This is a genomic window from Nitrosovibrio sp. Nv4, from assembly GCF_900215485.1.
Lineage (GTDB): Bacteria > Pseudomonadota > Gammaproteobacteria > Burkholderiales > Nitrosomonadaceae > Nitrosospira.
Map to the genome: position 1 here is coordinate 1,266,903 of NZ_OCMZ01000002.1, position 24,415 is coordinate 1,291,317.

General features: G+C 52.3%; 24 protein-coding genes. 12 read left to right on the plus strand and 12 right to left on the minus strand.

Annotation, left to right across the window (positions count from 1 at the left end):
- Positions 1-136: 136 nt before the first annotated feature.
- The 7 genes from gyrA to CRO05_RS14140 all read left to right on the plus strand — a co-directional run bounded on the left by gyrA (position 137) and on the right by CRO05_RS14140 (position 9,592).
- A complete protein-coding gene (gyrA, locus tag CRO05_RS14110) occupies positions 137-2,686 on the plus strand; it encodes a DNA gyrase subunit A (RefSeq protein ID WP_097067745.1) in 2,550 nt (849 codons plus the stop codon).
- A gap of 266 nt (positions 2,687-2,952) precedes the next feature.
- Entirely contained in the window at positions 2,953-4,044 is a 1,092-nt protein-coding gene (gene serC, locus CRO05_RS14115; protein ID WP_097067746.1) for a 3-phosphoserine/phosphohydroxythreonine transaminase, read from the plus strand.
- Positions 4,037-5,239: a phosphoglycerate dehydrogenase gene (locus CRO05_RS14120; RefSeq protein ID WP_097067747.1), complete on the plus strand. Its 1,203-nt coding sequence runs from the start codon at positions 4,037-4,039 to the stop codon at positions 5,237-5,239. Before serC ends, CRO05_RS14120 begins: the two co-directional genes overlap by 8 nt.
- Positions 5,240-5,263: 24 nt before the next feature.
- On the plus strand, positions 5,264-6,331 hold the full coding sequence (gene pheA / locus CRO05_RS14125) for a prephenate dehydratase (protein WP_097067748.1): 1,068 nt from the start codon (positions 5,264-5,266) through the stop codon (positions 6,329-6,331).
- A 113-nt stretch (positions 6,332-6,444) separates the two neighbouring features.
- Positions 6,445-7,608, plus strand: a complete 1,164-nt coding sequence (gene hisC, locus CRO05_RS14130; protein WP_097067749.1) for a histidinol-phosphate transaminase — start codon at positions 6,445-6,447, stop codon at positions 7,606-7,608.
- Positions 7,605-8,621: a 3-deoxy-7-phosphoheptulonate synthase gene (gene aroF, locus CRO05_RS14135; RefSeq protein WP_097067750.1), complete on the plus strand. Its 1,017-nt coding sequence runs from the start codon at positions 7,605-7,607 to the stop codon at positions 8,619-8,621. Before hisC ends, aroF begins: the two co-directional genes overlap by 4 nt.
- A 71-nt stretch (positions 8,622-8,692) precedes the next feature.
- On the plus strand, positions 8,693-9,592 hold the full coding sequence (locus CRO05_RS14140) for a prephenate dehydrogenase/arogenate dehydrogenase family protein (protein WP_097067751.1): 900 nt from the start codon (positions 8,693-8,695) through the stop codon (positions 9,590-9,592).
- 86 nt (positions 9,593-9,678) lie between these two features.
- Here the strand turns inward: CRO05_RS14140 and CRO05_RS14145 are convergent, their stop codons facing one another.
- The 6 genes from CRO05_RS14145 to CRO05_RS14170 form a co-directional block, all read right to left on the minus strand.
- Positions 9,679-9,969, minus strand: coding sequence for an encapsulin-associated ferritin-like protein (locus CRO05_RS14145; protein ID WP_097067752.1), 291 nt, complete (start codon positions 9,967-9,969; stop codon positions 9,679-9,681).
- A 49-nt stretch (positions 9,970-10,018) separates the two neighbouring features.
- Positions 10,019-10,483: a hypothetical protein gene (locus tag CRO05_RS14150; RefSeq protein ID WP_097068004.1), complete on the minus strand. Its 465-nt coding sequence runs from the start codon at positions 10,481-10,483 to the stop codon at positions 10,019-10,021.
- 141 nt (positions 10,484-10,624) lie between these two features.
- Positions 10,625-11,647 carry a PEP-CTERM sorting domain-containing protein gene (locus CRO05_RS14155; RefSeq protein WP_097067753.1) on the minus strand — a complete coding sequence of 341 codons (1,023 nt, stop codon included), beginning with the start codon at positions 11,645-11,647 and terminating at the stop codon, positions 10,625-10,627.
- 261 nt (positions 11,648-11,908) lie between these two features.
- Complete coding sequence (locus CRO05_RS14160) at positions 11,909-13,369, minus strand: cytochrome P450 (RefSeq protein ID WP_235001455.1); 1,461 nt, start codon at positions 13,367-13,369, stop codon at positions 11,909-11,911.
- 258 nt (positions 13,370-13,627) lie between these two features.
- Positions 13,628-14,572: a class I SAM-dependent methyltransferase gene (locus CRO05_RS14165; protein ID WP_097067754.1), complete on the minus strand. Its 945-nt coding sequence runs from the start codon at positions 14,570-14,572 to the stop codon at positions 13,628-13,630.
- An 804-nt stretch (positions 14,573-15,376) separates the two neighbouring features.
- The gene (locus CRO05_RS14170; protein WP_097067755.1) at positions 15,377-15,619 is read right to left on the minus strand and encodes a hypothetical protein; all 243 of its coding nucleotides are present in this window, start codon (positions 15,617-15,619) and stop codon (positions 15,377-15,379) included.
- A 266-nt stretch (positions 15,620-15,885) separates the two neighbouring features.
- Here CRO05_RS14170 and CRO05_RS14175 point away from each other — a divergent pair, with 266 nt between their 5' ends.
- From CRO05_RS14175 to CRO05_RS14185, 3 genes are read left to right on the plus strand one after another with little or no spacing between them, the layout of a single operon-like run.
- Positions 15,886-16,221, plus strand: a complete 336-nt coding sequence (locus tag CRO05_RS14175; protein WP_097067756.1) for a cupin domain-containing protein — start codon at positions 15,886-15,888, stop codon at positions 16,219-16,221.
- Positions 16,221-16,922: a hypothetical protein gene (locus CRO05_RS14180; RefSeq protein ID WP_097067757.1), complete on the plus strand. Its 702-nt coding sequence runs from the start codon at positions 16,221-16,223 to the stop codon at positions 16,920-16,922. Before CRO05_RS14175 ends, CRO05_RS14180 begins: the two co-directional genes overlap by 1 nt.
- Positions 16,923-16,933: 11 nt before the next feature.
- Positions 16,934-17,278 (plus strand): DUF4156 domain-containing protein, encoded by a 345-nt coding sequence (locus tag CRO05_RS14185; protein ID WP_143860942.1) that lies wholly within the window; start codon positions 16,934-16,936, stop codon positions 17,276-17,278.
- A 404-nt stretch (positions 17,279-17,682) separates the two neighbouring features.
- Here CRO05_RS14185 and CRO05_RS14190 read toward each other — a convergent pair whose 3' ends face one another.
- Both CRO05_RS14190 and CRO05_RS14195 read right to left on the minus strand, forming a co-directional pair.
- Positions 17,683-18,162: a hypothetical protein gene (locus tag CRO05_RS14190; protein WP_097067759.1), complete on the minus strand. Its 480-nt coding sequence runs from the start codon at positions 18,160-18,162 to the stop codon at positions 17,683-17,685.
- A gap of 134 nt (positions 18,163-18,296) precedes the next feature.
- The gene (locus CRO05_RS14195) at positions 18,297-18,680 is read right to left on the minus strand and encodes a hypothetical protein (protein WP_097067760.1); all 384 of its coding nucleotides are present in this window, start codon (positions 18,678-18,680) and stop codon (positions 18,297-18,299) included.
- Between the two features lie 65 nt (positions 18,681-18,745).
- On the opposite strand from CRO05_RS14195, the gene CRO05_RS15640 reads away from it, so the two are divergent.
- Together CRO05_RS15640 and CRO05_RS14200 are read left to right on the plus strand one after the other, a co-directional pair.
- Positions 18,746-18,922 carry a hypothetical protein gene (locus CRO05_RS15640; RefSeq protein ID WP_159462752.1) on the plus strand — a complete coding sequence of 59 codons (177 nt, stop codon included), beginning with the start codon at positions 18,746-18,748 and terminating at the stop codon, positions 18,920-18,922.
- A 247-nt stretch (positions 18,923-19,169) separates the two neighbouring features.
- Positions 19,170-19,463 (plus strand): hypothetical protein, encoded by a 294-nt coding sequence (locus tag CRO05_RS14200; RefSeq protein WP_097067761.1) that lies wholly within the window; start codon positions 19,170-19,172, stop codon positions 19,461-19,463.
- A gap of 361 nt (positions 19,464-19,824) precedes the next feature.
- On the opposite strand, the gene CRO05_RS14205 is transcribed toward CRO05_RS14200, so the two are convergent.
- From CRO05_RS14205 to CRO05_RS14235, 4 genes are all read right to left on the minus strand, one after another.
- Positions 19,825-21,066 (minus strand): AAA family ATPase, encoded by a 1,242-nt coding sequence (locus tag CRO05_RS14205; RefSeq protein ID WP_097067762.1) that lies wholly within the window; start codon positions 21,064-21,066, stop codon positions 19,825-19,827.
- 238 nt (positions 21,067-21,304) lie between these two features.
- Positions 21,305-21,541 (minus strand): AlpA family transcriptional regulator, encoded by a 237-nt coding sequence (locus CRO05_RS14215; protein ID WP_090879320.1) that lies wholly within the window; start codon positions 21,539-21,541, stop codon positions 21,305-21,307.
- A gap of 122 nt (positions 21,542-21,663) precedes the next feature.
- The gene (locus CRO05_RS14220) at positions 21,664-22,245 is read right to left on the minus strand and encodes a hypothetical protein (RefSeq protein ID WP_097067764.1); all 582 of its coding nucleotides are present in this window, start codon (positions 22,243-22,245) and stop codon (positions 21,664-21,666) included.
- Between the two features lie 927 nt (positions 22,246-23,172).
- On the minus strand, positions 23,173-24,399 hold the full coding sequence (locus CRO05_RS14235; RefSeq protein WP_097067765.1) for an integrase arm-type DNA-binding domain-containing protein: 1,227 nt from the start codon (positions 24,397-24,399) through the stop codon (positions 23,173-23,175).
- Positions 24,400-24,415 lie beyond the last annotated feature (16 nt).

Genomic DNA, 24,415 nt, shown 5'->3' on the forward strand with positions numbered 1-24,415 from the left:
GGCATGAAAACCCGAATGCGCGGGTGACTTCAACACGTCCGGCATGCTAAAATCAAAGGCTTTACGTATGGCTATCCGAGACGGCATCCGGGACAGAATACATACTATAACTCGTTGTCTCAACTGAAAATTGGTAATGGATCAATTCGCTAAAGAAACTCTGCCCATCAGCCTCGAAGAGGAGATGCGCCGCTCCTACCTTGATTACGCCATGAGCGTAATTGTCGGGCGGGCATTGCCGGATGTCCGGGATGGTTTGAAACCGGTGCACCGCCGCGCGCTATTCGCCATGCACGAACTGTCCAACGACTGGAATCGGCCCTATAAAAAATCTGCGCGTATCGTCGGCGACGTGATCGGTAAATATCATCCGCACGGCGATACCGCGGTATATGACACTATCGTGCGCATGGCCCAGAACTTTTCGCTGCGTTACATGCTCGTGGACGGCCAGGGAAACTTCGGTTCGGTAGACGGCGATAATGCGGCGGCAATGCGGTATACCGAGATCCGGATGTCGCGCATCGCGCATGAGCTATTGGCGGATCTCGACAAGGAAACGGTGGATTTCGGCCCGAACTACGACGGATCGGAAAGAGAACCGCTGATTCTGCCTGCAAAAATTCCCAATCTGCTTATCAATGGCTCTTCCGGCATCGCGGTCGGCATGGCGACCAATATTCCGCCGCATAATCTGAACGAAGTGGTGGACGCCTGTCTCGCACTGCTGAAAGACCCTGAAATCGGTATTGAAGAATTGATCGAAATCATTCCCGCGCCGGATTTTCCGACCGCCGGCATCATCTATGGCGTCGCTGGCGTAAAAGAAGGTTACCGCACGGGGCGCGGCCGCGTGGTCATGCGCGCACGAACCCACTTTGAGGATATGGAAAAGGGGGGCAGCCGCCAGAGCATCATTATCGACGAGCTGCCCTATCAGGTGAACAAGGCCAATTTACTGGTCCGCATCGGAGAATTGGTACGGGACAAGAAAATTGAGGGCATTTCCGATTTGCGCGATGAATCGGATAAATCCGGCATGCGTGTGGTCATTGAACTCCGGCGCGCAGAGGTGCCGGAAGTGGTGCTGAACAACCTGTATAAAGAAACACAGATGCAGGACACCTTCGGCATGAACATGGTTGCCCTGCTGGATGGTCAGCCGCGGCTGCTGAATTTGAAGCAAATGCTGGACGCCTTCCTGCGTCACCGCCGCGAAGTGGTGACGCGGCGCACCGTGTTCGAACTGAAAAAAGCGCGAGAACGCGGCCATCTGCTAGAGGGCCTCGCGGTGGCGCTATCAAACGTGGACGAAGTGATCGCGTTGATCAAGGCGGCGCCGACCCCCGCGGTCGCGAAAGATGCCCTGATGTCCAGGGTATGGCATTCCACCCTGGTGGAGGAAATGCTTGCTCGCGCCTCAGTAGACGCGAAGGCATTCCGTCCTGACGGATTAGCGCCCGAATTCGGCTTGTCGCAGGAAGGATACCGCCTGTCCGATGCGCAGGCACAGGCCATTCTGGAATTGCGTTTGCAACGGCTAACCGGGCTGGAGCAGGACAAGATCGTTGGCGAGTATAAGGAGATAATGGAAAAGATTGCCGATCTTATCGACGTCCTTTCCAAGCCGGAACGTATCACAGCCGTCATCACCGGGGAGCTTCTTGCTATCCAGCAACAATTTGGTGATAAACGGCGCAGCGAAATCGTCATTAATACTCAGGACTTGAGTATGGAGGATCTGATCGCATCTGCGGATGTGGTCGTGACGCTATCGCATAGCGGCTATATCAAATCGCAACCGTTGGACGACTACCGGGCGCAAAAACGGGGTGGACGTGGCAAGCAGGCGACCGGCACTAAAGAAGATGATTTCATTGATAATCTGTTCATCGCCAATACTCATGATTACATCCTCTGCTTTTCCAGCCGGGGACGGGTCTACTGGATCAAGGTGTATTCAGTGCCGCAGGGCGGCCGGGCGTCGCGCGGCAAACCCATCGTCAACCTGGTGCAACTTGAGCAAGGCGAAAAGATCAATGCTGTTCTTCCTGTAAAGGTGTTCGACGAGAATCGCTATATATTTATGGCGACCTCCTTCGGTACAGTGAAGAAAACACCACTTTCGGAGTTTTCCCGCCCTCGCGCCAGCGGCATTATCGCGGTGGGCCTGGACGAAGACGATTTTCTGATCGGTGTCGCACTAACGGAAGGCAAGCATGATGTAATGCTCTTCTCAGACGGTGGAAAAGCAGTGCGTTTCGATGAGAACGACGTGCGGCCGATGGGCCGGGGTGCGCGCGGAGTACGTGGGATGAAGTTGGGCAAGAATCAGAAAGTCATTTCGCTGCTGGTGGCAGAGAGTGAGGAACTGGCGGTCCTGACCGCAACGGAAAACGGCTATGGTAAACGCACGCCGATAGGCGAATACACCCGCCATGGTCGCGGCAGCCAAGGCATGATTGCAATCAAGACCAGTCAGCGGAACGGAAAAGTCGTTGCGGCAAAGCTTGTCAGGGAGGATGATGAAATCATGCTCATCACCACTGGCGGCGTGCTGATCCGCACTCGCGTCAAGGAAGTTCGCGAGATGAGCCGCGTTACTCAGGGTGTAACGTTGATTAACCTGGATGAGGGTGAGAAACTCGCCGGACTGGAAAGAGTGGTTGAGACCGACGAGGAATAGGATTTGGACTCAGGGCACTTCTAAAAATCCGAAGTTGCGGGTAAGCTCATTTACCGGGAAACAAAAACGTTAACCGGAATTTTGGCCCGGATACACTTTGATGTGTAAGAAACCATTTTTTGAAAGTACGAATTTTTTCGGGCGCAGGAAGCATTTGCAAGAGAAGATAGGAAAGATAGGCTGAGAATCTGGAAAGCGGGCCATGCAGGTCATGGCAATTTTTGGCTTTTACAGGCAAAAGCGTCCCGTAGAGATAAGGAACTTTAATGGAACATATATATAACTTTAGCGCAGGCCCGGCGGTATTGCCTGCGGAGGTGCTGCAACAGGCGCGTGATGAGATGCTCGACTGGCATGGCAGCGGCATGTCGGTTATGGAAATGAGCCATCGCGGCAAGGAATTCATGTCCATTGCCGCCAGGACAGAAGCGGATTTGCGTGAATTGGCGGGCGTTCCCGCAAACTATAAAGTGCTCTTTCTGTCAGGCGGCGCTTCCAGTCAGTTTGCCATGGTGCCGATGAATCTGCTGCGTGGCAAGAAAAGCGCCAACTACATCAATACGGGCGAGTGGTCCAAAAAAGCCATCAAGGAAGCGAAGAGATATTGCACCGTCAATGTCGCCGCTTCCTCCGAGGATGCGAACTTCACTTACGCGCCGACGCAGGACACATGGAATATCGATCCCGACGCCGCTTATCTGCACTACACACCCAATGAGACTATCGGTGGCGTGGAGTTCAATTGGACGCCGGCCCTGCCGCAGGCGAATGTTATGCCGCTGGTCGCGGACATGTCCTCCAGCTTTATGTCACGCCCGCTGGACGTGTCCCGGTTCGGGTTGATTTATGCGGGAACGCAGAAAAACGTGGGGCCCGCCGGATTGTGCATCGTCATCGTGCGTGAGGATTTGCTGGGTACAACCGTGCCCGGCACCCCGACCATGTTCGACTACAAAATTCACGCCGATAACGACTCCATGTATAACACCCCGCCGACCTATGCGATGTATATTACCGGCCTGGTGCTGGAGTGGCTGAAAAAAAGAGGTGGACTGGAGGCGATGGAGAAAACCAACATTGCTAAGGCCAACCTGTTGTACGGCTTTCTGGATACCACCGATTTTTATCACTGTCCCGTAGCCAGGCGTGACCGTTCGCGCATGAATATACCGTTCACCTTAAAGGATAAAAGCCTCGACGAAGAGTTTCTGAAACAGGCGCAGACACGCGGACTGATCCAGTTGAAGGGGCATCGTTCAGTTGGAGGAATGCGGGCTTCGATATACAACGCCATGCCCCTTGAAGGGGTAAGGGTCCTGGTGGAATTCATGAAAGAATTTGCGAGCAATCATGCCTGAACGCGCACATAAAGTTTTCCGGATACTCACACTCAACCAGATTTCCCCGCTCGGGCTGAAGCTTTTCGATATCGGTCATTACAAGGTCGGCAGCGATATATCCGAGCCGGATGCAATCCTGGTACGTTCGCACAACATGCTGCAAATGGATATTCCGGCCAGCGTAAAAGCGATAGGCCGGGCGGGTGCAGGCACAAATAACGTCCCGGTGAAAGAGATGAATGTCCGTGGCGTGCCTGTTTTCAACACCCCCGGTGCAAACGCCAATGCGGTGAAAGAACTGGTGCTGGCCGGGTTGCTGATGGCATCGCGCAATCTGATTCCCGCGATTCGCTTCACCGACGGTTTGCAGGGGGACAACGCGACGTTGCACAAACTGGCCGAAGAAAGCAAGAAGCAATTCGCCGGAATTGAATTGCCGGGACGCACTCTCGGCATCATAGGCTTGGGTGCTGTCGGACGACTCGTAGCGGATGCAGCCCTGCGGCTTGGCATGAAAGTGATGGGCTACGACCCGAATATAACGGTAGATGCGGCCTGGAATCTATCTTCGGAAGTTAAACGAGCCGAAAGCATCGAAGATCTCCTGCGTAACAGTGAGTTTGTAACGTTGCATGTGCCGCTGCTGGACACGACTCGCCATCTGATTAATCATGAGCTCGTGCGGAATATGAAAAACGGCACGATCCTGCTCAATTTTTCCCGCGATGGCATAGTCGACGAAAATGCGGTACTTGAGGGAATCGAGTCCGGCAAAATAAGATATTACGTTTGCGATTTTCCCAGCCAGCTATTGCAGCATCATGAGGCCGTGATCACGCTGCCGCACCTGGGCGCTTCGACGCTGGAAGCGGAAGAAAATTGTGCAGTAATGGTTGCGAACCAGATGATAGATTATCTGGAGCACGGCAATATCATCAATGCGGTCAATTTCCCCAACATAACAATGGAACGCGGATCCCCCTACCGGCTGGCGGTTGCCAACGCCAATGTACCCAACATGCTGGGACAGATTTCCACCGGCATGGCTAAAGCAGGTCTTAATATTCACAACATGGGTAATAAATCCCGGGGTGAGATGGCCTACACGCTGGTCGACGTCGATAGCCCGGTACCACAAAAAACGATAGACGAGATTGCGGCAATCAACGGCGTATTGATGGTGCGCTACTTGCCAATACTGGCGGGGCAGTAAAAGCCATATAAAAATTCATTCTCGATGACCGGCCAACTCAAACAGCTACGCGACAAGATAGATGCGATTGACAGCGAGTTGCTCAAATTGATGAGCACCCGCGCTGCGCTTGCCCGGGATATTGGGCAAATCAAAAACGGCATGGCATATCGCCCCGAGCGCGAAGCCCAGGTGTTGGCCCGACTGTGCGAACTGAATCCCGGGCCGCTGGCAAATGAACACGTTATACGACTATTTACCGAAATCATGTCCTTGTGTCGATCCATGGAAGAGCCTTTAACAGTAGCATACCTGGGCCCGCGAGGGACTTTTTCAGAAGAAGCCGCGTTAAAGCGCTTCGGTGCCGTAGTGACAACTCTCGCATGCAGCTCCATAGATGACGTATTCCGCAAAGTGGAGTCGTGTGAAGCCGGTTATGGCGTTGTGCCGGTGGAGAATTCTACCGAAGGGGCGGTCGGTAGAACCCTTGATCTGTTGCTGCAGACCACGTTAAAAGTGTGTGGTGAAGTAGCACTGCCCATACATCAGCTTCTGCTCGCGCACCATCCGGATCTTGCGCGCATCAAAAAAATCTACTCCCATCCTCAGTCATTTTCCCAGTGCCATGAGTGGCTCAATGTCAATCTGCCTCATTTGACGGGCTCGGCACGGATCAGCGCAGCCAGCAATGCGGATGCGGCACGATTGGCTGCGGAGGATGAGAATGCCGCTGCGGTAGCTGGCAAAAAGGCTGGAGAAGTATTCGGGCTCACTGTCTGCGCCGAGAATATTGAGGATGATCCCAACAATACCACTCGTTTTCTGGTAATCGGCGCGCAGGAAGTCGCTCCCTCCGGCAGGGACAAGACGTCGCTGGTAATGTCGACCAGGAACCGTCCTGGGGCGGTACATGAATTACTGGCTCCGCTGGCGGACCATGGAGTGAGCATGAGCCGTCTGGAATCCCGTCCTTCCCGCGCCGGTTTATGGGAATACGTATTTTTTGTGGACATCGAGGGTCATCAGCAGGATGCAAAAATCGCCAAAGCGCTGCAGGAACTGCGGGATAAAGCCGCGTTCATGAAAGTACTTGGATCGTATCCCGCAGGGTGACCTTCTTTTCGAGTTATTGAGTTTCACGCATGAGAATCCCGTAGCGTCCTAGTCCATTCTTTCCGTTTTTCGACTTTTTCTCTATGCTCTGTAATTTACGAGCCCTTGACCTTATGAATCTTTGCGACCTCGCTCCTGTATATATCCGCGCAATCAGTCCTTATCAACCCGGCAAACCCATTTCTGAACTGGCGCGTGAAATGGATATGGATGAACGCGCCATCATCAAGCTTGCTTCCAATGAAAATCCGTTAGGGCCAAGTCCGCTGGCATTGGAGGCGATGAGCAAGGCATTGAATGCGGTAGCGCTTTATCCGGATGGAAGCGGCTTCGAGTTGAAATCGGCATTGTCGCAACGTTATGGTGTTAGCAGCGATCAGATTGTGCTGGGCAATGGCTCCAATGATGTTCTGGAGCTGGCGGCCCGGGTATTCCTGAAACCGGGCGCATCGGCTGTTTATTCGCAACACGCCTTTGCGGTTTATCCACTGGTCACGCAGGCAGTGGGCGCAAGCGGCATAACGGTTCGCGCCAGAAACTATGGCCACGACCTTGACGCCATGCTGCATGCCGTGATGCCTGAAACTCGAATGGTATTCATCGCCAATCCCAATAATCCTACCGGCACATTGCTGACTGCTCACGAGGTACTCCGTTTTCTGGAACGGGTATCGCCGGATGTATTGGTAGTGCTTGATGAAGCTTATAATGAATATTTGCCAACCGCCGTCAAGGCTGACAGCATCGCATGGCTAGAGCGTTTTCCCAATCTGCTGATCACCCGCACTTTTTCCAAAGCCTATGGCATGGCTGGTGTACGCGTAGGCTTTGGGCTGGCACATCCGGACGTGAGCGGCCTGATGAATCGGGTACGCCAGCCGTTCAATGTAAACAGTATTGGTCTTGCTGGCGCGGTGGCCGCCCTGAATGATGAGGAATTTGTGAAACGCTCTTATGCGCTCAACCAGGCAGGGATGCTTCAGATTACCACCGGACTGCGACAACTTGGCATCGAGTACATTCCATCTTATGGTAATTTTTTGAGTTTCCGTGTACCGGGAAGCGCCCGGGCGGTAAATGAAAGCCTCTTGAAGCAAGGCGTTATCGTGCGCCCCATTGGTATTTACGAAATGCCCGAGCATCTGCGCGTGACCGTCGGGCTCGAATCTGAAAATCAGAAATTCCTGAAATCCCTTGAGATAGCGCTTGGTACGACTCGCGACATCCCTGAGATAGCCCCTAGTCAGGCTGAAATGGTACGAGGAGAATCCGTTTGATCATCGTCATGAACAGCGGCGCCACCGACGAGCAAATCGGCACCGTAATAGCTAAAATTCAAAGCTTCGGCCTGAATGCGAACGTCTCACGGGGCACCGAACGCACAATCATTGGCGCGATTGGCGATGAGCGCAAACTCGATCCGGAAATGTTCGATTCCCTGAGCGGAGTCGAATATTCCATGCACATTGTCAAACAGTACAAGATCGTATCGCGCGAATCTCATAAGCGCGATTCGATAATAGATGTGGGTGGAGTGGCGGTTGGCGGCACGCAGGTGCAGGTGATCGGCGGCCCGTGCTCCGTGGAAACGCAAGGCCAGATGGATTTAGCGGCGCAGCATGTCGCCACGGCAGGCTGCAAGCTGATGCGCGGCGGCGCCTTCAAGCCTCGCACCAGCCCTTATACGTTTCAGGGGAATGGTGAAGAAGGGCTGAAAATGTTCCGCCGTGCGGCGGATAAATACAACCTGCGCATCGTCACTGAATTGATGGATGCGCGCATGCTCGACACCTTCCTCAAGTATGACGTGGATGTGATCCAGATAGGCACTCGCAGCATGCAGAACTTCGAACTACTGAAGGAAGTGGGCCGTATCAACAAGCCGGTGATACTTAAACGCGGGATGTCAGCGACGATTTCCGAGTGGCTCATGGCGGCGGAATACATTGCAGCCGGTGGCAACCACAACATCATTTTCTGCGAGCGCGGCATACGCACCTTTGAAACAGCCTATCGCAATGTGCTGGATGTGACCTGTATCCCTGTGCTGAAGAAAGAAACCCATTTGCCGGTTATCGTCGATCCGTCTCATGCTGGAGGCAAGACCTGGATGGTTCCCGCGCTCGCACGTGCGGCGATCGCGGCAGGCGCGGATGGCCTGCTGGTGGAAATGCACCCAAATCCGTGCGAAGCTTGGTGCGATGCGGACCAGGCGTTGAATCCCCAGGAATTCGAGACCCTCATGGGCTCGCTGAAAGGAATAGCGGAAGTAATTGGACGAAGTCTGTAATCAATCGTAATCTGATCAGACATCGATCGCGGCACTAAACTGTTTCAAGGGTGGCGAAGGTGGCGAACGTCGTGATCAACAAACTGGTGATTATCGGTGTCGGCCTGATCGGCGGTTCATTCGGGCTGGCTTTACGCAAGGCAGCTCTGGTCAAGCATATCGCCGGCGTGGGACGCAGCCAGGAAAATATGCAGCGGGCGCTAAAGCTGGGGGCGATCGACGAAATCGCCGCCGACCTTCCCTCAGCGCTGAAAAATGCGGATATCGTATTCCTTGCCATACCGGTCGGGCAAACCGCGGAAATCATGGCGCAGATATCTCCATATCTCGAAGCTGACACGATCGTAACTGACGCTGGCAGCACTAAACGCGACGTAATCATGGCGGCGCGTTCTCATTTGGCTGGACACCTGAAAAATTTTGTTCCCGGGCATCCCGTTGCCGGGGCCGAACAAAGCGGCGCAGGCGCCGCCCATGCCAACCTGTTCCGCGGCAAGAAAGTGGTGTTGACCCCTCTGGAAGAAACCTCTACCAAGGCGATAAAACGAATGACAGAATTTTGGGAGGCTTGCGGCGCGCAAGTCTTTCGAATGGACGCTCGCCAGCACGATAAAATCCTGGCATCGATCAGCCACCTTCCCCACGTGCTTGCATTCACGCTAATGAATCATGTCTCTGCGGTCCATCCGGAAGATCTGCCGGGCTCAAACGATCCACTGCGCTCCAGCGATCCGCTGAATTTTGCCGGTACTGGTTTCCGCGATTTTACCCGCATTGCGGGGAGCTCCCCCGAGATGTGGCGCGACATATGCCTCGCCAACCGTGAAGCACTATCCAGTCAAATCGATGCTTACCAACGCGAACTTGCAGACGTGCGAGAAATGCTGGCGCGCGGTGATGGGAAAGCGCTTGAAAGGGCGTTCGCGAACGCACGTGAAGCGCGGCGGCAATGGCTGAAAAATGTGTCTTGAAGGATTGATCGGAGCAATAACAGCATGACAATCATTGTCCGCTCCATCCCTGAGGCTCATGCTGAATGAATAGCTGGAATGCGGACTTATGTATCATGAGCGATAGGCTTGTCCCTGAACAAATATTCTTTCATTTCCCCGGAAAACACCGGGTCCCTGCGTCGAATCCATTCCAGAACCATGGCGGCGTGCTCTTTCTCCTCATCCCGATTGTGCGCAAGAATTGCCTTGAGGTCCTCGTCCTTGCACGCATCCACACGCTGGTTGTACCAGTCAACCGCCTCCAACTCTTCCATTAGAGAAACGATTGCTCTATGCATATCCCGCGTTTCATCGGATAGCTCCTCGATGGGTTCGTGATAACCAACACTTGACATTGCTTTCTCCTTATTCGTTCTGCGTATTCGTAGTGACCCGCGGGCTCCCCTATCTTTCGCCCGCCAGTCCTTCTCCTTCCGTATCGGCGAAGATTCGCTTGGCAATGTTCTCCAGCTCAAGTGGACCATCGCGGCCGTAAGTGACGCACTTTTCATATTCCGCCACCGCGAAACAGACGCTGGTGCTTCCCGCATCTGCCATGCGTAATGCGGACGTCCCGACAATTCCGTCCTCTTTCAGGAAGATCGAATATCGGGTAGTGTACTTGACAGGGAGATCGAAAAAACGAATTTTGTAAAGCTCATTCAGGAGGATCATCAGATCCTTGGTTGCATAGGGGAATTGCACAAGCCGGCCATCGTGCTCCAGTGAAGCGCTGCCGGTGCCTGAAATGCTGATCCGCCGGATGGGGAAGGCGGAATTGCCGGGGTGGCGGGTCAGACGGAGCGTGACCTCATCAATGCGATAGGCGAGCGGCGGGCCGTTTGGTCCCAAGGTACGATCGGCAGCCATCGATACTGCCTCCGTAAAACACAGCATGAAAATTACGAGGCCACTACTCAGAAAAGAGCTGTGCGGTGCGTGCATTGCCCGATACGCCGGATCATGAAACCGGACGCCCTTTGGATACCAATAAGCAAGAGGGTTATAACGTCAGACCTGGCGACGCCGCGAAAGCCAGCCGAACAATCCCAGGCCCGCCAGCATCATCGCATAAATCTCAGGCTCCGGCACGACGGCCGCATAGCCGAGATCTTCGAGGATGCCAACCTCAATCGCACTATAGTCGCGGGCGTAAGGGCCTGTATCCGATGCCGCAAGCATCATCATTCCGGCTAAAGCCGCGTTCTCATCGTCGAGGTGGGAGACACTGCTGCCCTCCTCCCATATCTCGGGCGTATACAAGCCAACCGGGTTACCGCCGTTAGCGGCCACGGCATTGGTGCCATTGAAGAACAGACCTTCAGCCGGACTGGCGCCGCCCACGCTGCCCGCGTCCCAGACCGCCTGATTCAGCGCAAAGTTTGCCGGATTGATAATGCTGACCCCGCTCTTGTCAACGATAAGGCGATCGAAAGCATTCCAGCTTCCTGCGGCTGACGTTCCGAAAAACGGGTCGCCTGATTGCTCGACAAATGAAGCGAAACCAAGCGTGTGCGTAAACTCGTGAAACATCGTGGAGTAGAAGTCGTATTTGGTATTCGAGGTCGGCGCATTGAAATTCAATTCCCACGCGTTTCCGAAGTTGACATCCAGCGAGCCATCGACATCGTTTCCGTTCAGGTCTACGCCGGTTTGCAGTTTCGTGCGCACGACCTCTCCAAGATTGAATCCGGCCAGCCCCGGATCGATAAGCTGGCTACCCGCCGCTGCCAGTGTTGTATTGTGGGGATCGTCGGTGGCGCTGGCCTCTAACACAATCGTGCCCGAATTGCTGAAGTGGTGGCCGAACATGCTGGAGAACGTACTGGCCGCAGTGTTCAGGGCAGCTTGACGGACTGGGCCGTCCGCCGGATCAAGAAATCCGGTACCTGGTTGATCAATATACTGGAACTGAAAAGTAACCGCCGCCTGGGCAGCAAGCCCGAACGACAGGCAGCCTGCCAACAGTATACTATTGACCATTCCCTTCACGCGCCCAGATCGCGCGGTCCCATTCTGTTCTTTGTTCTTCATATGAAGGCCTCACTATGGATAATTGGTTAGCGAATTCTATACCTCAGCAATAGAGCAGGACAATGTACCCCTGAAGAAGCTCAAGGTTGCACAAAATAAACAGCAGGAAACGCAGCCCGGCATTAACAAATAACAAAACCCGGGCATGTTACACCGAAAAAGGCTGCGTTTATGCGTCTGGAAATTTTACGTGACGTTGCTCAAAGTCATGCTCTCCACGGCACCTGTAGATAACAGAAGCCACAGAACTGGAGATTGATTTTATCGCCTCTTTATCCGGACTGGAATTCCACCTTTGGGCCGCAGGGTTACCGCCATTTCAATCTCGGCTTCCTCAGCCTTAAGCAACTGTAAATCATAGTGCTGAACTATCATGCTTATCAATAGCTGGCTTTCCAGTAATGCAAAATGACTGCCGATACAGATGCGTTCGCCTGTCCCGAATGGCATAAATGAAAACCTGCGATTTTCGGGTATTAAAAACCGTTCAGGGTCGAATTTCTCCGGTTGCGGCCAAAAATCAGGATGATGATGAAGATTGAAAATGCTGAATATCGCTAGCCTGCCGGCCTTTAAAAAAAAACCGTCAACCTCGGTATCCTTGTTGACTTTACGCAGAATAATGCCAGCCGGTGGACGAAAACGCATCGATTCATTCAGTACGGCTCTTGTATAAACAAGCTGCTGCAAATCTTCGGCATCCGGTATTTTTCCTTGCAGCAGGCCGTCAAGCTCCTGGCGCAGTTTGGCGAGTACATCTGGATGCCGGGCCAGTAAATATAAAGTCCAGCTCAACAAATTCGCGGTGGTTTCATGGCCTGCACCAAAAATGGTAATGACTTCATCACGAATCTGTTTGTCAGTCATTTTTTCGCCGCCGTTGTCATCGCTTGCTTTTAACAACATATCCAATAAATCGTTGTGCACAGATGATGTAGTGCGGCGTTGATCGATGATTCCGTAAATGACACCATCGATTATTCCCAGCGCCTGTTTGAATTTTTGATTGGCCGGGGTGGGTACATACAACGGAAGCGTCAAAGGACTCACGATGGTTTTAGCGGCATACCTGAGCAAGGTATCCAAAGATGGAGATATCTGTTCTATTTTGTCGAGGACGCTGGTGCTGAACATGGTCTGGGTGATTCCCTCCAGCGTCAGCTGCATCATTTCCTGAGACAGGCTAACCTCCGCACGTTCACCTAATTTCCGCCATCTATCCAGCATATTGCTGCCAGCAGTGGCGATTTGTGGCAACAGCGTAGTTATATTGCTTCTCTGAAAAACCGGCTGCATCAACCGCCGTTGCCTTTGCCATAAATCACCCTGGCTTGTTACTAATCCCTGTCCCAACACCAACGCCAGGCCGGTCGGTTTTCCGGCATCGTGGATTTTTACAAAAACATCGCTTTGCTTGATCAGGGCTTGTTCAAACAGCTTCGGATGACCGAATAGATAAAACTGGCGGCTAGCCAATCTAAAGCTGACCAGGCCACCGTAATCTCGCTGCCAGTCACAAAGGGCTTGAAACGGATTCGCACTCATCTGGCTTAGATTGCCCAGCAGAAAACTGCCTTTGACCTGTGGAATTGCTTTGTTAGGCGTCATGTCAATGCAGGTAGAAGTTTCAATGACGGCTTTCATTCTCGCTGCGCTCATCTTCTTGCGTTCGGGACCATGAAAGGCTTGTTCTTTGCCAACTTTGCCAAGTTGCCCTGCCATTTATATAACTGGTTGCGGGCGATCCCCAGTTCCAAAGCAAGCTCAGCGGCAGTTTCTGTCCAAGCTCCAAAAGCCTGATCGCTTCCAGTTTGAACTCCTTGCCGAATCACTCTCGCTTGTGCTCATGATTCTGCTTGCCATTGCTCTTCTTTATTTGACACCTCCGTCACATTGTCTAGCTTCCAATGTGTCCGGAAAAGCCGGGTTAGCTCAGTCTGACCCCCTTTTTTCCTGCCGCTCTCCCATCCAAAAAGTCCCTCATGAATGAGTTGAAATCATTGCAAAACCACCCCAATTCACCAATGACGAGACATAGTTTCTGACTGGGCCCGCGGGGACAATCTCGTCAAGCCTCTTTTGAGTCAGAATTGGCCCAAAACCTGAAAGCAACATGTCTATATTTGTGCGGTTAATGTGTCCGATCACAGCATCGGCCAGCAACATAGCTTCCGGTGTCTGAAACTGACTCAAGTCTTCGCTAAATTTTTCGCCCCATTGGCTGTGGGTTAAAGCATTTTCCACCTCAAGCAATGGCCTCACTTGCCAATTGAACGCCTTTGTTACTGTCATTTCCTTCGAGAAACGATCGTATATTTGATCAAGATTTTCAACGCCAATATGTCCGTCAATATAAACGTACCTTCTAATTGGGTCTTTCTCGTCTTTTGGATTACAGTTTAAGTAATTAATATCCCCGCACTCTATTCCGTGAAAACCACTGCCGCCGGAAATGGTCACCCTATTGATTTCGGATATCAGCCCGTCTTTATTGCGAAACTCCACGTGCCCAAATGTATCCATGGAAAATACAAAATCAAATGAATCATCGGGAAAAGGGAGTCCTTGGATGAAGTCGCATTGAATGGCCATATCATAGCCATTTTCTAAACTTTCTTCGGTGCAAGCTTTGCTCATATCAACGCCAGTGAGACGGCAGTTTGGGAATACGCTTTTAATGTAAGCACCGAATCGCCCCGAGCCGCAGCCAATGTCGAGTACAGAAAATCCAGGAGCCTGACTGTGTAGAACTCCGGCAATTTCCTCAGCAAGAAATTCAAACTTTTGAAAGCCTATTGCCCGCCTGCAGATAGGTCGAAGCGCCATGGGTTCAAATTTTCCACCGCCACTTGAAAAGCGGGTCGAATAAAAGGAAACCGGATCGATCTCAAAAAGATCGTAAGTAATATCAATTAGAGTTTTCATGTATTAAAACGCGCCGAGCTAATGATTTCTGAATATTAAAAATGCGCAAAATTGCAATGGCCTCTATGGAAAACCAGCTGAAGACTTTTCAAAATCGGTGGGCACAGTAAGCAAGCTGCCCTTAATATCAAAACGCTGTCTGCTGGTTGCCATTTGATGAAATGGCAACTTAAACACGTAGTTCCGCGACTCCAGTGCTCGGATCTCGGCCTTGGACGCCGCCGCGCGGCGGCAGGGCTGCAACGCTGGCCGCAGCCGGCGTTGCGCTATGAGTTACGCCAGCGGGGAATGCCGGCAGGCCTTTACCGGAATTGTTAAACATGTGTTAAAGGGGCCGTTTTGTTCCCGGCGCAGGATGCCACTGAATTCGCCTTGAATGTGGTCAGCTAGAGTGTTTTTAGTGATCTGCATAACGCTTGAACCACACTGGGCTGCTGTATTGGCGGGGCGGTGTCATTCACATTAAGCCTTGAAAGCCTTTCCATCACTCATTCTCTACATCACTTAAATATTAGTTACCACGTTTGTTACCACGAATAGCGCGTCGATACCTCTTGTTGCAGACAGGCAAGGCCGACCTTAATAAGAGTCGGCCTGCTATCATTCATTGCCATCAGGCAGGCTTCACGCTGGAGAAAGGTAGCAGGAATTTTTCTTACCGTTGAGGCAGTATAGTAGCAGGAAAAATTTCCCGCTACTTCTCCAAGTACAACAGGCGCCCTTTTTCAAGAAATCCGAGTGTGCCAATACAACCTCTCCGGCTGGCTGACTGTTGATGAATTCAACCAGTTCAAGTTGGTCAATTTACTCGTCGCGCCCCTCTTTCCGTAAAATTTCTTCTAAAAGGCGGATATCGATTTCATCCATTCGCAACAGGCCGGGGCCTTCGTGATGGTGAGCCGATTCGTGGTGGTCCAGGTATTCGGTGAGCGCCAGGCTTGCCAGCTCGTTGAGCGATAAGCGGTTACGTTTCAGGTATACGTCCGTACGAGCCCTGATGTGCTTCGGTAGCCGGATGGTGGTTGTCTGATTTTTTTTGGCTACCATAAATTATTGTAACAATTTCTTGTTATGGACTAAGCACGCGGATCCTTCCCTGATCACGCACAGACATCTGTTACGTTTTATAACTGTTTGTTTTACGGCTTGATTTAACGAAGATCAGGCATTAATCTACACGTAACATCGGGGTGATTGATGGAAAAGAATTGATCAGAACTTGAAGCTAAAGACTTGGCGGAGGCCAACATGCTGCACAACCAACAAAAGCTCCTGTACAACGCGCCTAATAGTGCTGTCAGGGCAGTCAACTGATGATTAAACACTATTTCAGCGATGGGATATACGCTAAGCAGATGCGCATTGGCGCCGGTCAGTACATTGTGTCGCACAAACACAAGTACAGCCACATGAGCATTCTGGTGAGTGGCGAAGTTATGGTCAAGATTGACGGTAAAGAGGCTAGGTATGAGGCTCCTGCCTGCATAGAGATAGGCGCGGAACAGCATCATATGATCACGGCCATAAAGGACTCTGTCTGGTTCTGTATTCACGCAACAGCGGAAACAGATGTCGATCGAATTGATGAAACATTGATTTCAAATCCAGATATGAACGCTGTAGTTCAGCTTGTGACAGGAGGAAAATAATGCCAGCGATATCACCGTGGCTAGTTGCCGCCGCCGTAGCATCTGCGCTTGCATCTGCCGGCGGCACGGTAGCGCAAATGAGCGCCCAGAGCAGTATCCGGAATAAGCAAAAAACTGCACAAAATGCAGAGGCCGCCCGCCAGCGTGACATTGACCGGCGGCGCGATGCCGAGATGCAAAAGGTCTTGCCAAAGCATGAAGTTGAGTCTCAGCAAGAGAAACAACAAGGGATAGCTGACGAGTTGTACAAGTACATGACGCCAACGGTGGACACATCAACTGAATACATGGCTGACAACACGAATGCACCGCAAATAATCAAGGACACGATGCAACAGCAGCTTGTGGGCGCACTGCAGAAGGGGAAGAACTACGCGCGGAACTTGTCGCAAGTGTCGTCACTTGGCCGCCTCAATCTTGACAATAAACTCGGAATGAATCGCCTGGGCGAGCGTGTCGGCATGCTTAACAATGAGTCGGCACGGTCAAGCGGAATTCTGCCTCTGGAGTTGGACGACGCGAACCTTGCGGGCGTTGGAGCCAAGAATGCTGCGGGCGTCTTGAATGGTGTCGGTGGCATCGCTGACGCCATTGGACAGTATCAGATTTTGGATAAAGGAGGGATAAAGAATGCCCTCGGGCTAGGAGCAAAGCCGGCTGCGAAAGGATCTCCATTGCCGCTCAATTCAACCGTCGCCTAGCGGGAGCGAGCATGTCGTCATATCCAAATCCATACGGTCCTGCTACCCGAATAGGGGTCGGGCTTTTTGTTCTCTTGCTTATAACTAGCTGTGCCGCCCCTATTACAGAGGAAGGGATGCAGGTACGCGAGATACAGCATGTAGTGACGGAAAGTTGCAAGTTTGTCGGGATGGTAGAGGCCGAAGGCGTAATCTTTTATTCCAGCAAACCCGAGGCCAAGCGGGACATGCTGAATAAGGTTCGCAACGAAACAGCGAGACTGGGTGGAAACGCTTACGCGATTACTACCATAGAAATCGAGCGCGGATTCAGCCTGCCTTATGCGCAGGCAGACGCCTATATCTGCGCTGCTTGATGCCCAGGAGTATGGCAAGAGGATTTAAATCGATTGTAGAGCCTCGTGGAGAGGCCCTTGAGCATGTGGAAGGTCCGCTCCGCGCCAGGTGCTGCTTCCAAAAAGGAAGGCGACCCGCATACGTCCGAAACGTTCGGAGCGCGACCAGATGAAAGCGTAGCAGAATTCCAGCCCTCGGATGAGAGGCAATTAAGCGGTGACCTCTTCAACTATCGATGAAGCAATGCGATTTCCTTCGATGGAGAGCGGCTCAGCAATCGGGGCGTCCTTCCCCTCAGTTAAGTACGGAACCGACCGGCAAGCGTCATGGGTTGATAGAGCACTTCCCCCACCCCGCCACCCCCGGCGCACGCGCGCTCACCTCCATTGAGGTCCCTCTCCAAAAATTTTGGATTTTCAGCGTTTCACCGGGGTATATTTAGGATGGATTTCACTATGGCACTCGACCGCGTCGGGTCCTGATGGCTAAGTCTCATGGCTTCTAGCCAGCTCGTAAACTCTTCCTGAGTCATCCCTGAGGAACGGATAAGCCGAGATAAGTCATCAAGCGTTTTTGCTTTTTCCCGAAGCGCGGTATTTTCTTTGGTAAGCTCAGTGAGCTGATTGTATAGGTCAGTTCTGCTATTTGATTCATCCGTTGAGCGTCGGATATCGCGCATTCTCTGTTGATATATTGCCGCCGTGGCAATTTCCCGACTCTCTATCGCGTAATTCTCCATAACCTCAAGCCGATTCTGTGGGTTTAAGTTGTAGTGGGGAATGCGTGGCTGCCACGGCTGAGCGTTTCGCTCCATCTGTTCTGCGTTGATGCTGGTAAAGTCAGCTTGTGATTGTCCGCTTGCCAGCATTACCACTGCAACGAATGCTATCCTGAGTTTGAGCATGACCATCACTCCTTTGGTTATTGGTTATTGGGGGATGCGTAGCCGGTCACTGCAACAATACAGCCGAATGTGCGGACGATCAAACCATAATAATCGTTCAGGCAAGTTAACCGGACGCGTGATCGCCTCTCGTTTCAGTGCAGCGTCCTTCTTTTCTTGCTGCTGGCAAACCCGCCAGCTTGCCCCTGAATCCGGACTTTCATGCAGCCATCCATGAGCAGCAGCTGCTCGACGATATCAAGCGCCGGGATAGGCGCATCATCCAAGCGCCGGGAAACTCGCTTAGGCCCGATCGACACGTCCCCGCGCTCTTTGCGTTCGCGCCGGCATCGCTGCGGCTGTTCCCCCTCATACAGTTTCAGCAGCTTCGGCGATAGCTTTACCTGCTCGCCCGTATCCGCATAGGTTAGATCAACACGTGCGCAATCATCGCGGCGCGACTCTTCCCAATATCTGTTTACCTTGGCAATGTGGCCAGATGGTGTTACTACCAGGTCACCGTTTTTGAAGTCGCTCATGATGCCTTCCAGCTCATGGTATCGTGACAATATTGAAGCGCTACAGCGCGCATCGGAGGAAGAACTTGCCTACATCGAAAACTCCAGCACTCGACAAGTTGACGCCAGAAAAACGGAAGAAGGTTCTCGACCTGGCGGCGAAGATGACGGTGCTGAACCACATCAAGAAGCTGGTGGACGATATGCGAGCCGAGGCGATGAACTCGAATTCCAGCTCGAGCGACACCGGGAAGGAACCATAGCCTACCGAGCCCGCTTGGTAACTGGCTGGACCTCATACAATCTCCTCAGCCGCTCGGTCATCTTTTCGTCATGCTCAAGGCGACCCTCGATAGTCGCAAGGAACTGATCAGTTAGCCGTCTCCAAGTGGGCCAGCGCATCCATAACGGCTTTCCTTCCGGCTGGCTTGAGTCTTCACTACCTCGGCGCTCATAAGCTCGTTTAAAGCGGCGGAATGCACGCTCGGACTCCCCTTCATTCTCAACAGGATGAGCCAAGTTCAGGCATTTCTTGCACCCATACTGATCCGAAGGCATCTCCCCCTTTGGGAAGCGGTAAAGGATGCAACAGCGCCCCAGGCAGCGTGGGCAGCGAAAATAGACGCGGTAACCGCCCAGGTGGCATGGCCTCCATTCCAGATCCACCGTTACACTGCCAGCAAGGATAAAGGCCTCACTGTTCGGGCGAAGACGATATTCACGGGACAGCTTCCGCACGTCCACCGAGCAGAAGTCATCGGTAAAAGCCTTGTCTCCGCGGCGCCAAAAACTTCGGATATCTAATTCATCCATGACAATGACTGAAAGAAAACAAGTTCGACCAAAGTTAGAAAAAATTATTGGGAAATGTTGCCCATGGTTCGAATCATACTTTATCAACTCATCACACCGAAACGCATCAGCTTCCCCATTCCCCAAACCCATTCCCATCCCCCCTAAAGGGGGGATTGGGGAAGATTGGGGACTAAATTGGGGAAAATGGGGACTTTGGGGACGTTTTGGGGACTTTTTTGGGGACGTTTTGGGGACTCAAAATTTCAGTTTGGGGACATTTTGGGGAAAATGGGGCTTTTTGCCTATTTTTTAATCAGTAGATTGGGGACGTTTTGGGGACTATTCAAGAGTTCTTGATACCATTGTCATGCTATCGAATCCATATCCAGCCTTCTCGCAGTATCAGGCAACCGGCATTTACCAATCCTGTCACAGCAATCCTTACCCGTTCCGGCACTCGATCATTTTCAACAGCCAGGCGACCACGGCAGGCCTCGATTAATTCATCCACGCGAGTACAAGGACGCCCGTTAGGCGCGCCACCCTTAGCAAAATCATTTGATGCCCGAAGCAGTTCGCCGGCCACGTCATATACCACTTTCTGATTTCCGCCCTTAGGGAGCTTCACGCGTCGTACAGAATCAGCGGTGCGTTCTTCTGGAGTGATGATGCACGAGGTTATCGGATCCCCGTCGGTATCCGTGCCCAACTCCACAGATGAAAGCCGGAATGCATGTTCTTCCCCGTCAACTCCGTCTTTTGATTTCGCCAGCCGCCAGGACCGCCGGTCATCCTCACGCCTTACTTCGATCACCGCATCACTGGCGGCGAGCAGGCTACTATGCCCTCGCATGCCCCTGGATGCGTCTTTTCCACTGTGATGGATAGGAATAACAACGCAATCGCACTCCTCCCCGATACGATGGAGAGTGTCTACAATTCTTCCCATATCTGGACTCGAATTTTCATCCGCCCCGGCTGCCGCAGCGCTCAAAGTGTCAATCATGATGATACCCGGGCAGTAGTTATCAGAGTGAAGATTATTCACCTTTTCAATAAAGACTTCGACATCATGCGGGCTGAAAAGCGAGAAGGAGCCTTTAACAAACTGTACGGTCGGCTCAATAGCCTCATCCCGATAGTATTCATAATAAGCTCGGACACGCTGTGCTAGACCGCCTTGACCCTCCAGGCATAAATAAACCGCATCACGCTGTAAAGTTCGGTGGCCATAAAATGGCCTGCCTTCCGAAATGGCAAAGGCCAGTTCAAGCGCCAGAAAAGATTTTCCACTGCTGGGCGGCCCGAAGATAGGGACCAGCCCATTTTGCGGAAGGATGCGTTTTACCAAATATTGCGCGGGTGGCATCGCTAGCAGATCCGCTGCCGTTTGAAATTCGAGGCGTTCAGGCTCCCGCCCCGTGATCGAATCTTGCTGGCTGTGCCATTTGACGCGCTTTCCGTTGACAACGAGTCTCGGCATCTCGATTAATTCCAGATCAGCGCAGCCCTCAAGGCCTCGGGGTATGTAATCCGCAATACATTTTTTCTGCTCAACTTCGCTCAGCTTGCGCCATTCCTGGGATGATATTACTTTGCCTGCCGCATTCATTTGAGGGCTCTCCTCTGGCAATCTTGGCTTCTCTTCCACCAGTCTTCCACCTGTTCAGTCTTAGCAGCCTTGAGCGCTCGGGCTGCCGCTGGATCTCGGCGCTTGAGTAAGTAGTATTCCCATAACTCGGTGCCAGACCACGTTTCACCCCCACCCGCGTACATCTTCTCGGCGTTTCTCGGCGCGGGATTTCCGGATGGCAGAGCAGTGGAATGTATGGGAAATGTTCCCGCCGCACTCATTGCAAGGTCTCACTGGATGCGTGACGCTTGACGGTCTCGCGGATATCTTCCACTCGCCACGCCGTCACGCGCTTGCCAAGAGTGCGCACGGGTTGCGGGAAACGGCCTGACTTCACTCCGTCCCACCAACAGGTTTTTTTTACGGGAATTATCGGGGGAATCGGCGGTTCCGCTTTGGGATCACCGATAATTTGGTACAAACGAAGAAACCCGGTTTCGGGGAGTTTATGCATTTCGGTCGCCTCTTGTAAGTTACAGACGTCGAAATCCTATTGTGTCCGTTGATGTCCGTCACGACAGGAATTGGTCGCAATTAATGTCGCGCTTGAGGGCTATCTATAGGGAACCGCTGGGGTTACTGCTGTTTCTTTTTGTCGCGATACTTTTCATCCAGTATTCTTTCGATTGCTACCATAGCGCCATATTTCTTGTAAGCACGCTCCACAGTTTTTATATCTACGAACTCATCGATATCCGTAAGAACTTTGTCTTTGGCTTCTTTGAGAGTAAGGGTATTGTCGTTAACAATGTAACGGTCGACCTGTTTGGCAAGGTCTTTATTACCTTCCTCTGTTTCCTTCGACTTGCGGCGACCCGTCTTTTTTCGGGGAATGCCGAAGGCTGCCAGCATCGCTTTTTTGTTTTGCAATAGGTGTTTTATCGGACTGATGAGAGATGCCAGCGCAATGCCGACAAGCCGCGTTTCTGTGTCAATTTTGATTTCTTCGCTGAGGCGCTCAGCGAATTTGAGTAGAGCGATCATTTCATCGGCGTCACCGCCTTCCGCATCAGATTTCATTTGCCGCACGCGGGCTCGGATACTCATTACTGGAATATTCAGCGGATCATCTGTATCCCCGCCTACCATTTCCGCGTCTATCATTTCCATATCTTTAACCGGAAAATCCTCAGGCGAAGGTTCTTTATCGTCATCCATTTTTTGGCTTCCTGGCAGTTGGTGCCCCGATAGGTAAAGGCGCGCTATTGCTCTTGGGGCTCGTCCCTTGCTGGCCGATAGGTAGAGGTGATCCTGTACGAACTGATTGGCGTTCCCTCGATTCCTTTTCGCCATCTACTTTCTTGTTCACCATCCCTGTTTCTACCCAGTCACGATATCCCTCAATGCTGATTAAAATGCGTCCGTCAGGTGCTTTTCGCCATACACGGTTTTGAAGCCATGCCCCACGCTTGATTTTGGTGCGAACTGCGTCCTCCGTATACCCAGTGAGCTCACAGAACTTCCAAATTTGCACGTAACCAGTCATGTTCTAGAATTTCCTTCCTGTTTGAGGCGCACTAAAAAGGGGCCGAAGCCCCTTCCTGCCAGGCACTAGGCCATCCGTTCATCTCCTATCTTTCCGCATAACTTGATCAAAAGCTCGATCGCGGATCGCTTAATTGGAGCCACAAACACATAATGCTTGCTGTCCCATCTGAACCCGGCTTCCATCAAGCGGTTAAAAAGATTCTCGCTAACGTCTAGGTCGGGGGCAGGCGTAAAAAAACGCAGCTTTCTGTCAGCGGGGGAATATGTTGCTTCGAGGTAAACGGAATCTATTTCTGATGACACGGACGTGCCGGCGGATTTAGGCATGGTATTTCTCCTTGTTAAGTTATTTAAGTTTTTCCGCCTCCCACTGTCAAATGGGTGGGCGGACACGTGCGGGTTGACAGACCGGAACAAGGACCGGCAGGGATCTCTCCCTCCCACACGAGCCACCCGTAAAGCGCATGTTCATGTTTAACGGGCGTAAAAAAACCGCTTGATGGCGGTTGTCCGCCTTGTTTCCCGAGCTGTCAAACCCGGCCCCTGAATTTGCAGAGGTAAGAACAGTATTGCTCCTATAAATAGGATTGTCAACAACTACGCAACCTTGCCATGCAGCGGCAATACGTTCGCACCGTGGGCCAATCCGTCCAGGTAATCCGCCCAATGCTGCATCATTCGCTTACGCTCGGGCAGATACTCCGCCCGATTATAGGCGCCTCTCACCTCGTTGCGTTCGCAGTGGGCTAGCTGGCGCTCGATCACGTCAGGATTAAAGCCGGTTTCATTAAGAATGGTCGATGCTACCGCCCTGAATCCATGTCCAGTCATCTTGCCCTTGTAGCCCAAGCGGTACAGGGCAAATAGCATTGTGTTATTGCTGATGGGCTTGTCGCGGTTACGCCCGGGGAATACGAAGCGGCTGCCGCTAGATATCTCCTTGAGTTCCGCCAGCATTGGGAGCGCCTGCTTTGATAGGGGGACGATATGCTCGGCTTTCATCTTCATGCGCTCGGCAGGGATAACCCACAAGGCATTGTCCAGATCGAACTCTACCCACTCCGCGCCTATAAGTTCATTGGTGCGCACGAACGTTTGCGCCAGCAACTGAAGGGCAAGGCGGGTTTGCTTGTCGCCGATTTCGTCATAGCCAGCAATCGCTCTTAACAGTTCCGGCAATTCCTCGGAACGAACCGCGGATTGATGCTGTTTCTTGTGAGGGGTCAGTGCACCGCGTAAATCGGTTGAAAGGTTACGGGAGCAGCGCCCGGTAGCAATGCCATAGCGGAATACCTGTCCGCATACCTGCAAGACACGGTGGGCAAGATCATATGCGCCGCGTGCCTCTATCTTTCGTATAGCCTGGAGCAGTTCTGGCGCCTCAATCTCGCCGACGGGACGCTTGCCCAAGGTAGGGAAGATATTGCTCTCCAGACGGCGCTTTACATCGCTGGCATGATGAGACACCCAAGTATGCACTTGCTTACCGTACCACTCGCGAGCCACAGCTTCAAAGGAGTTTTCCGCCGCCAACTTTTTCCGCAGGTTTGCGGCCTTGCGCTCGGCGGAAGGGTCAAGATCCGCTTGCAGTTGCTGGCGTAGCTCATCGCGCTTTTTCCGCGCATCGCTCAAACTTACTTTGGGGTATACACCCAAGGAGAGGGATTTCTCCTTACTTGCCTGCCAGTAGCGCATCCTCCAGTACTTACGACCGTCCTGGTAAACCCATAGGTAAAGGCCGTCGCCATCGTGCAACTTACGGATGCCCGCGCCATTGCTGGTGGCATTCTTGCACTCTGCAGCGGATAACAAATTGGTAGCCATCGTGGTAATTCCTCAT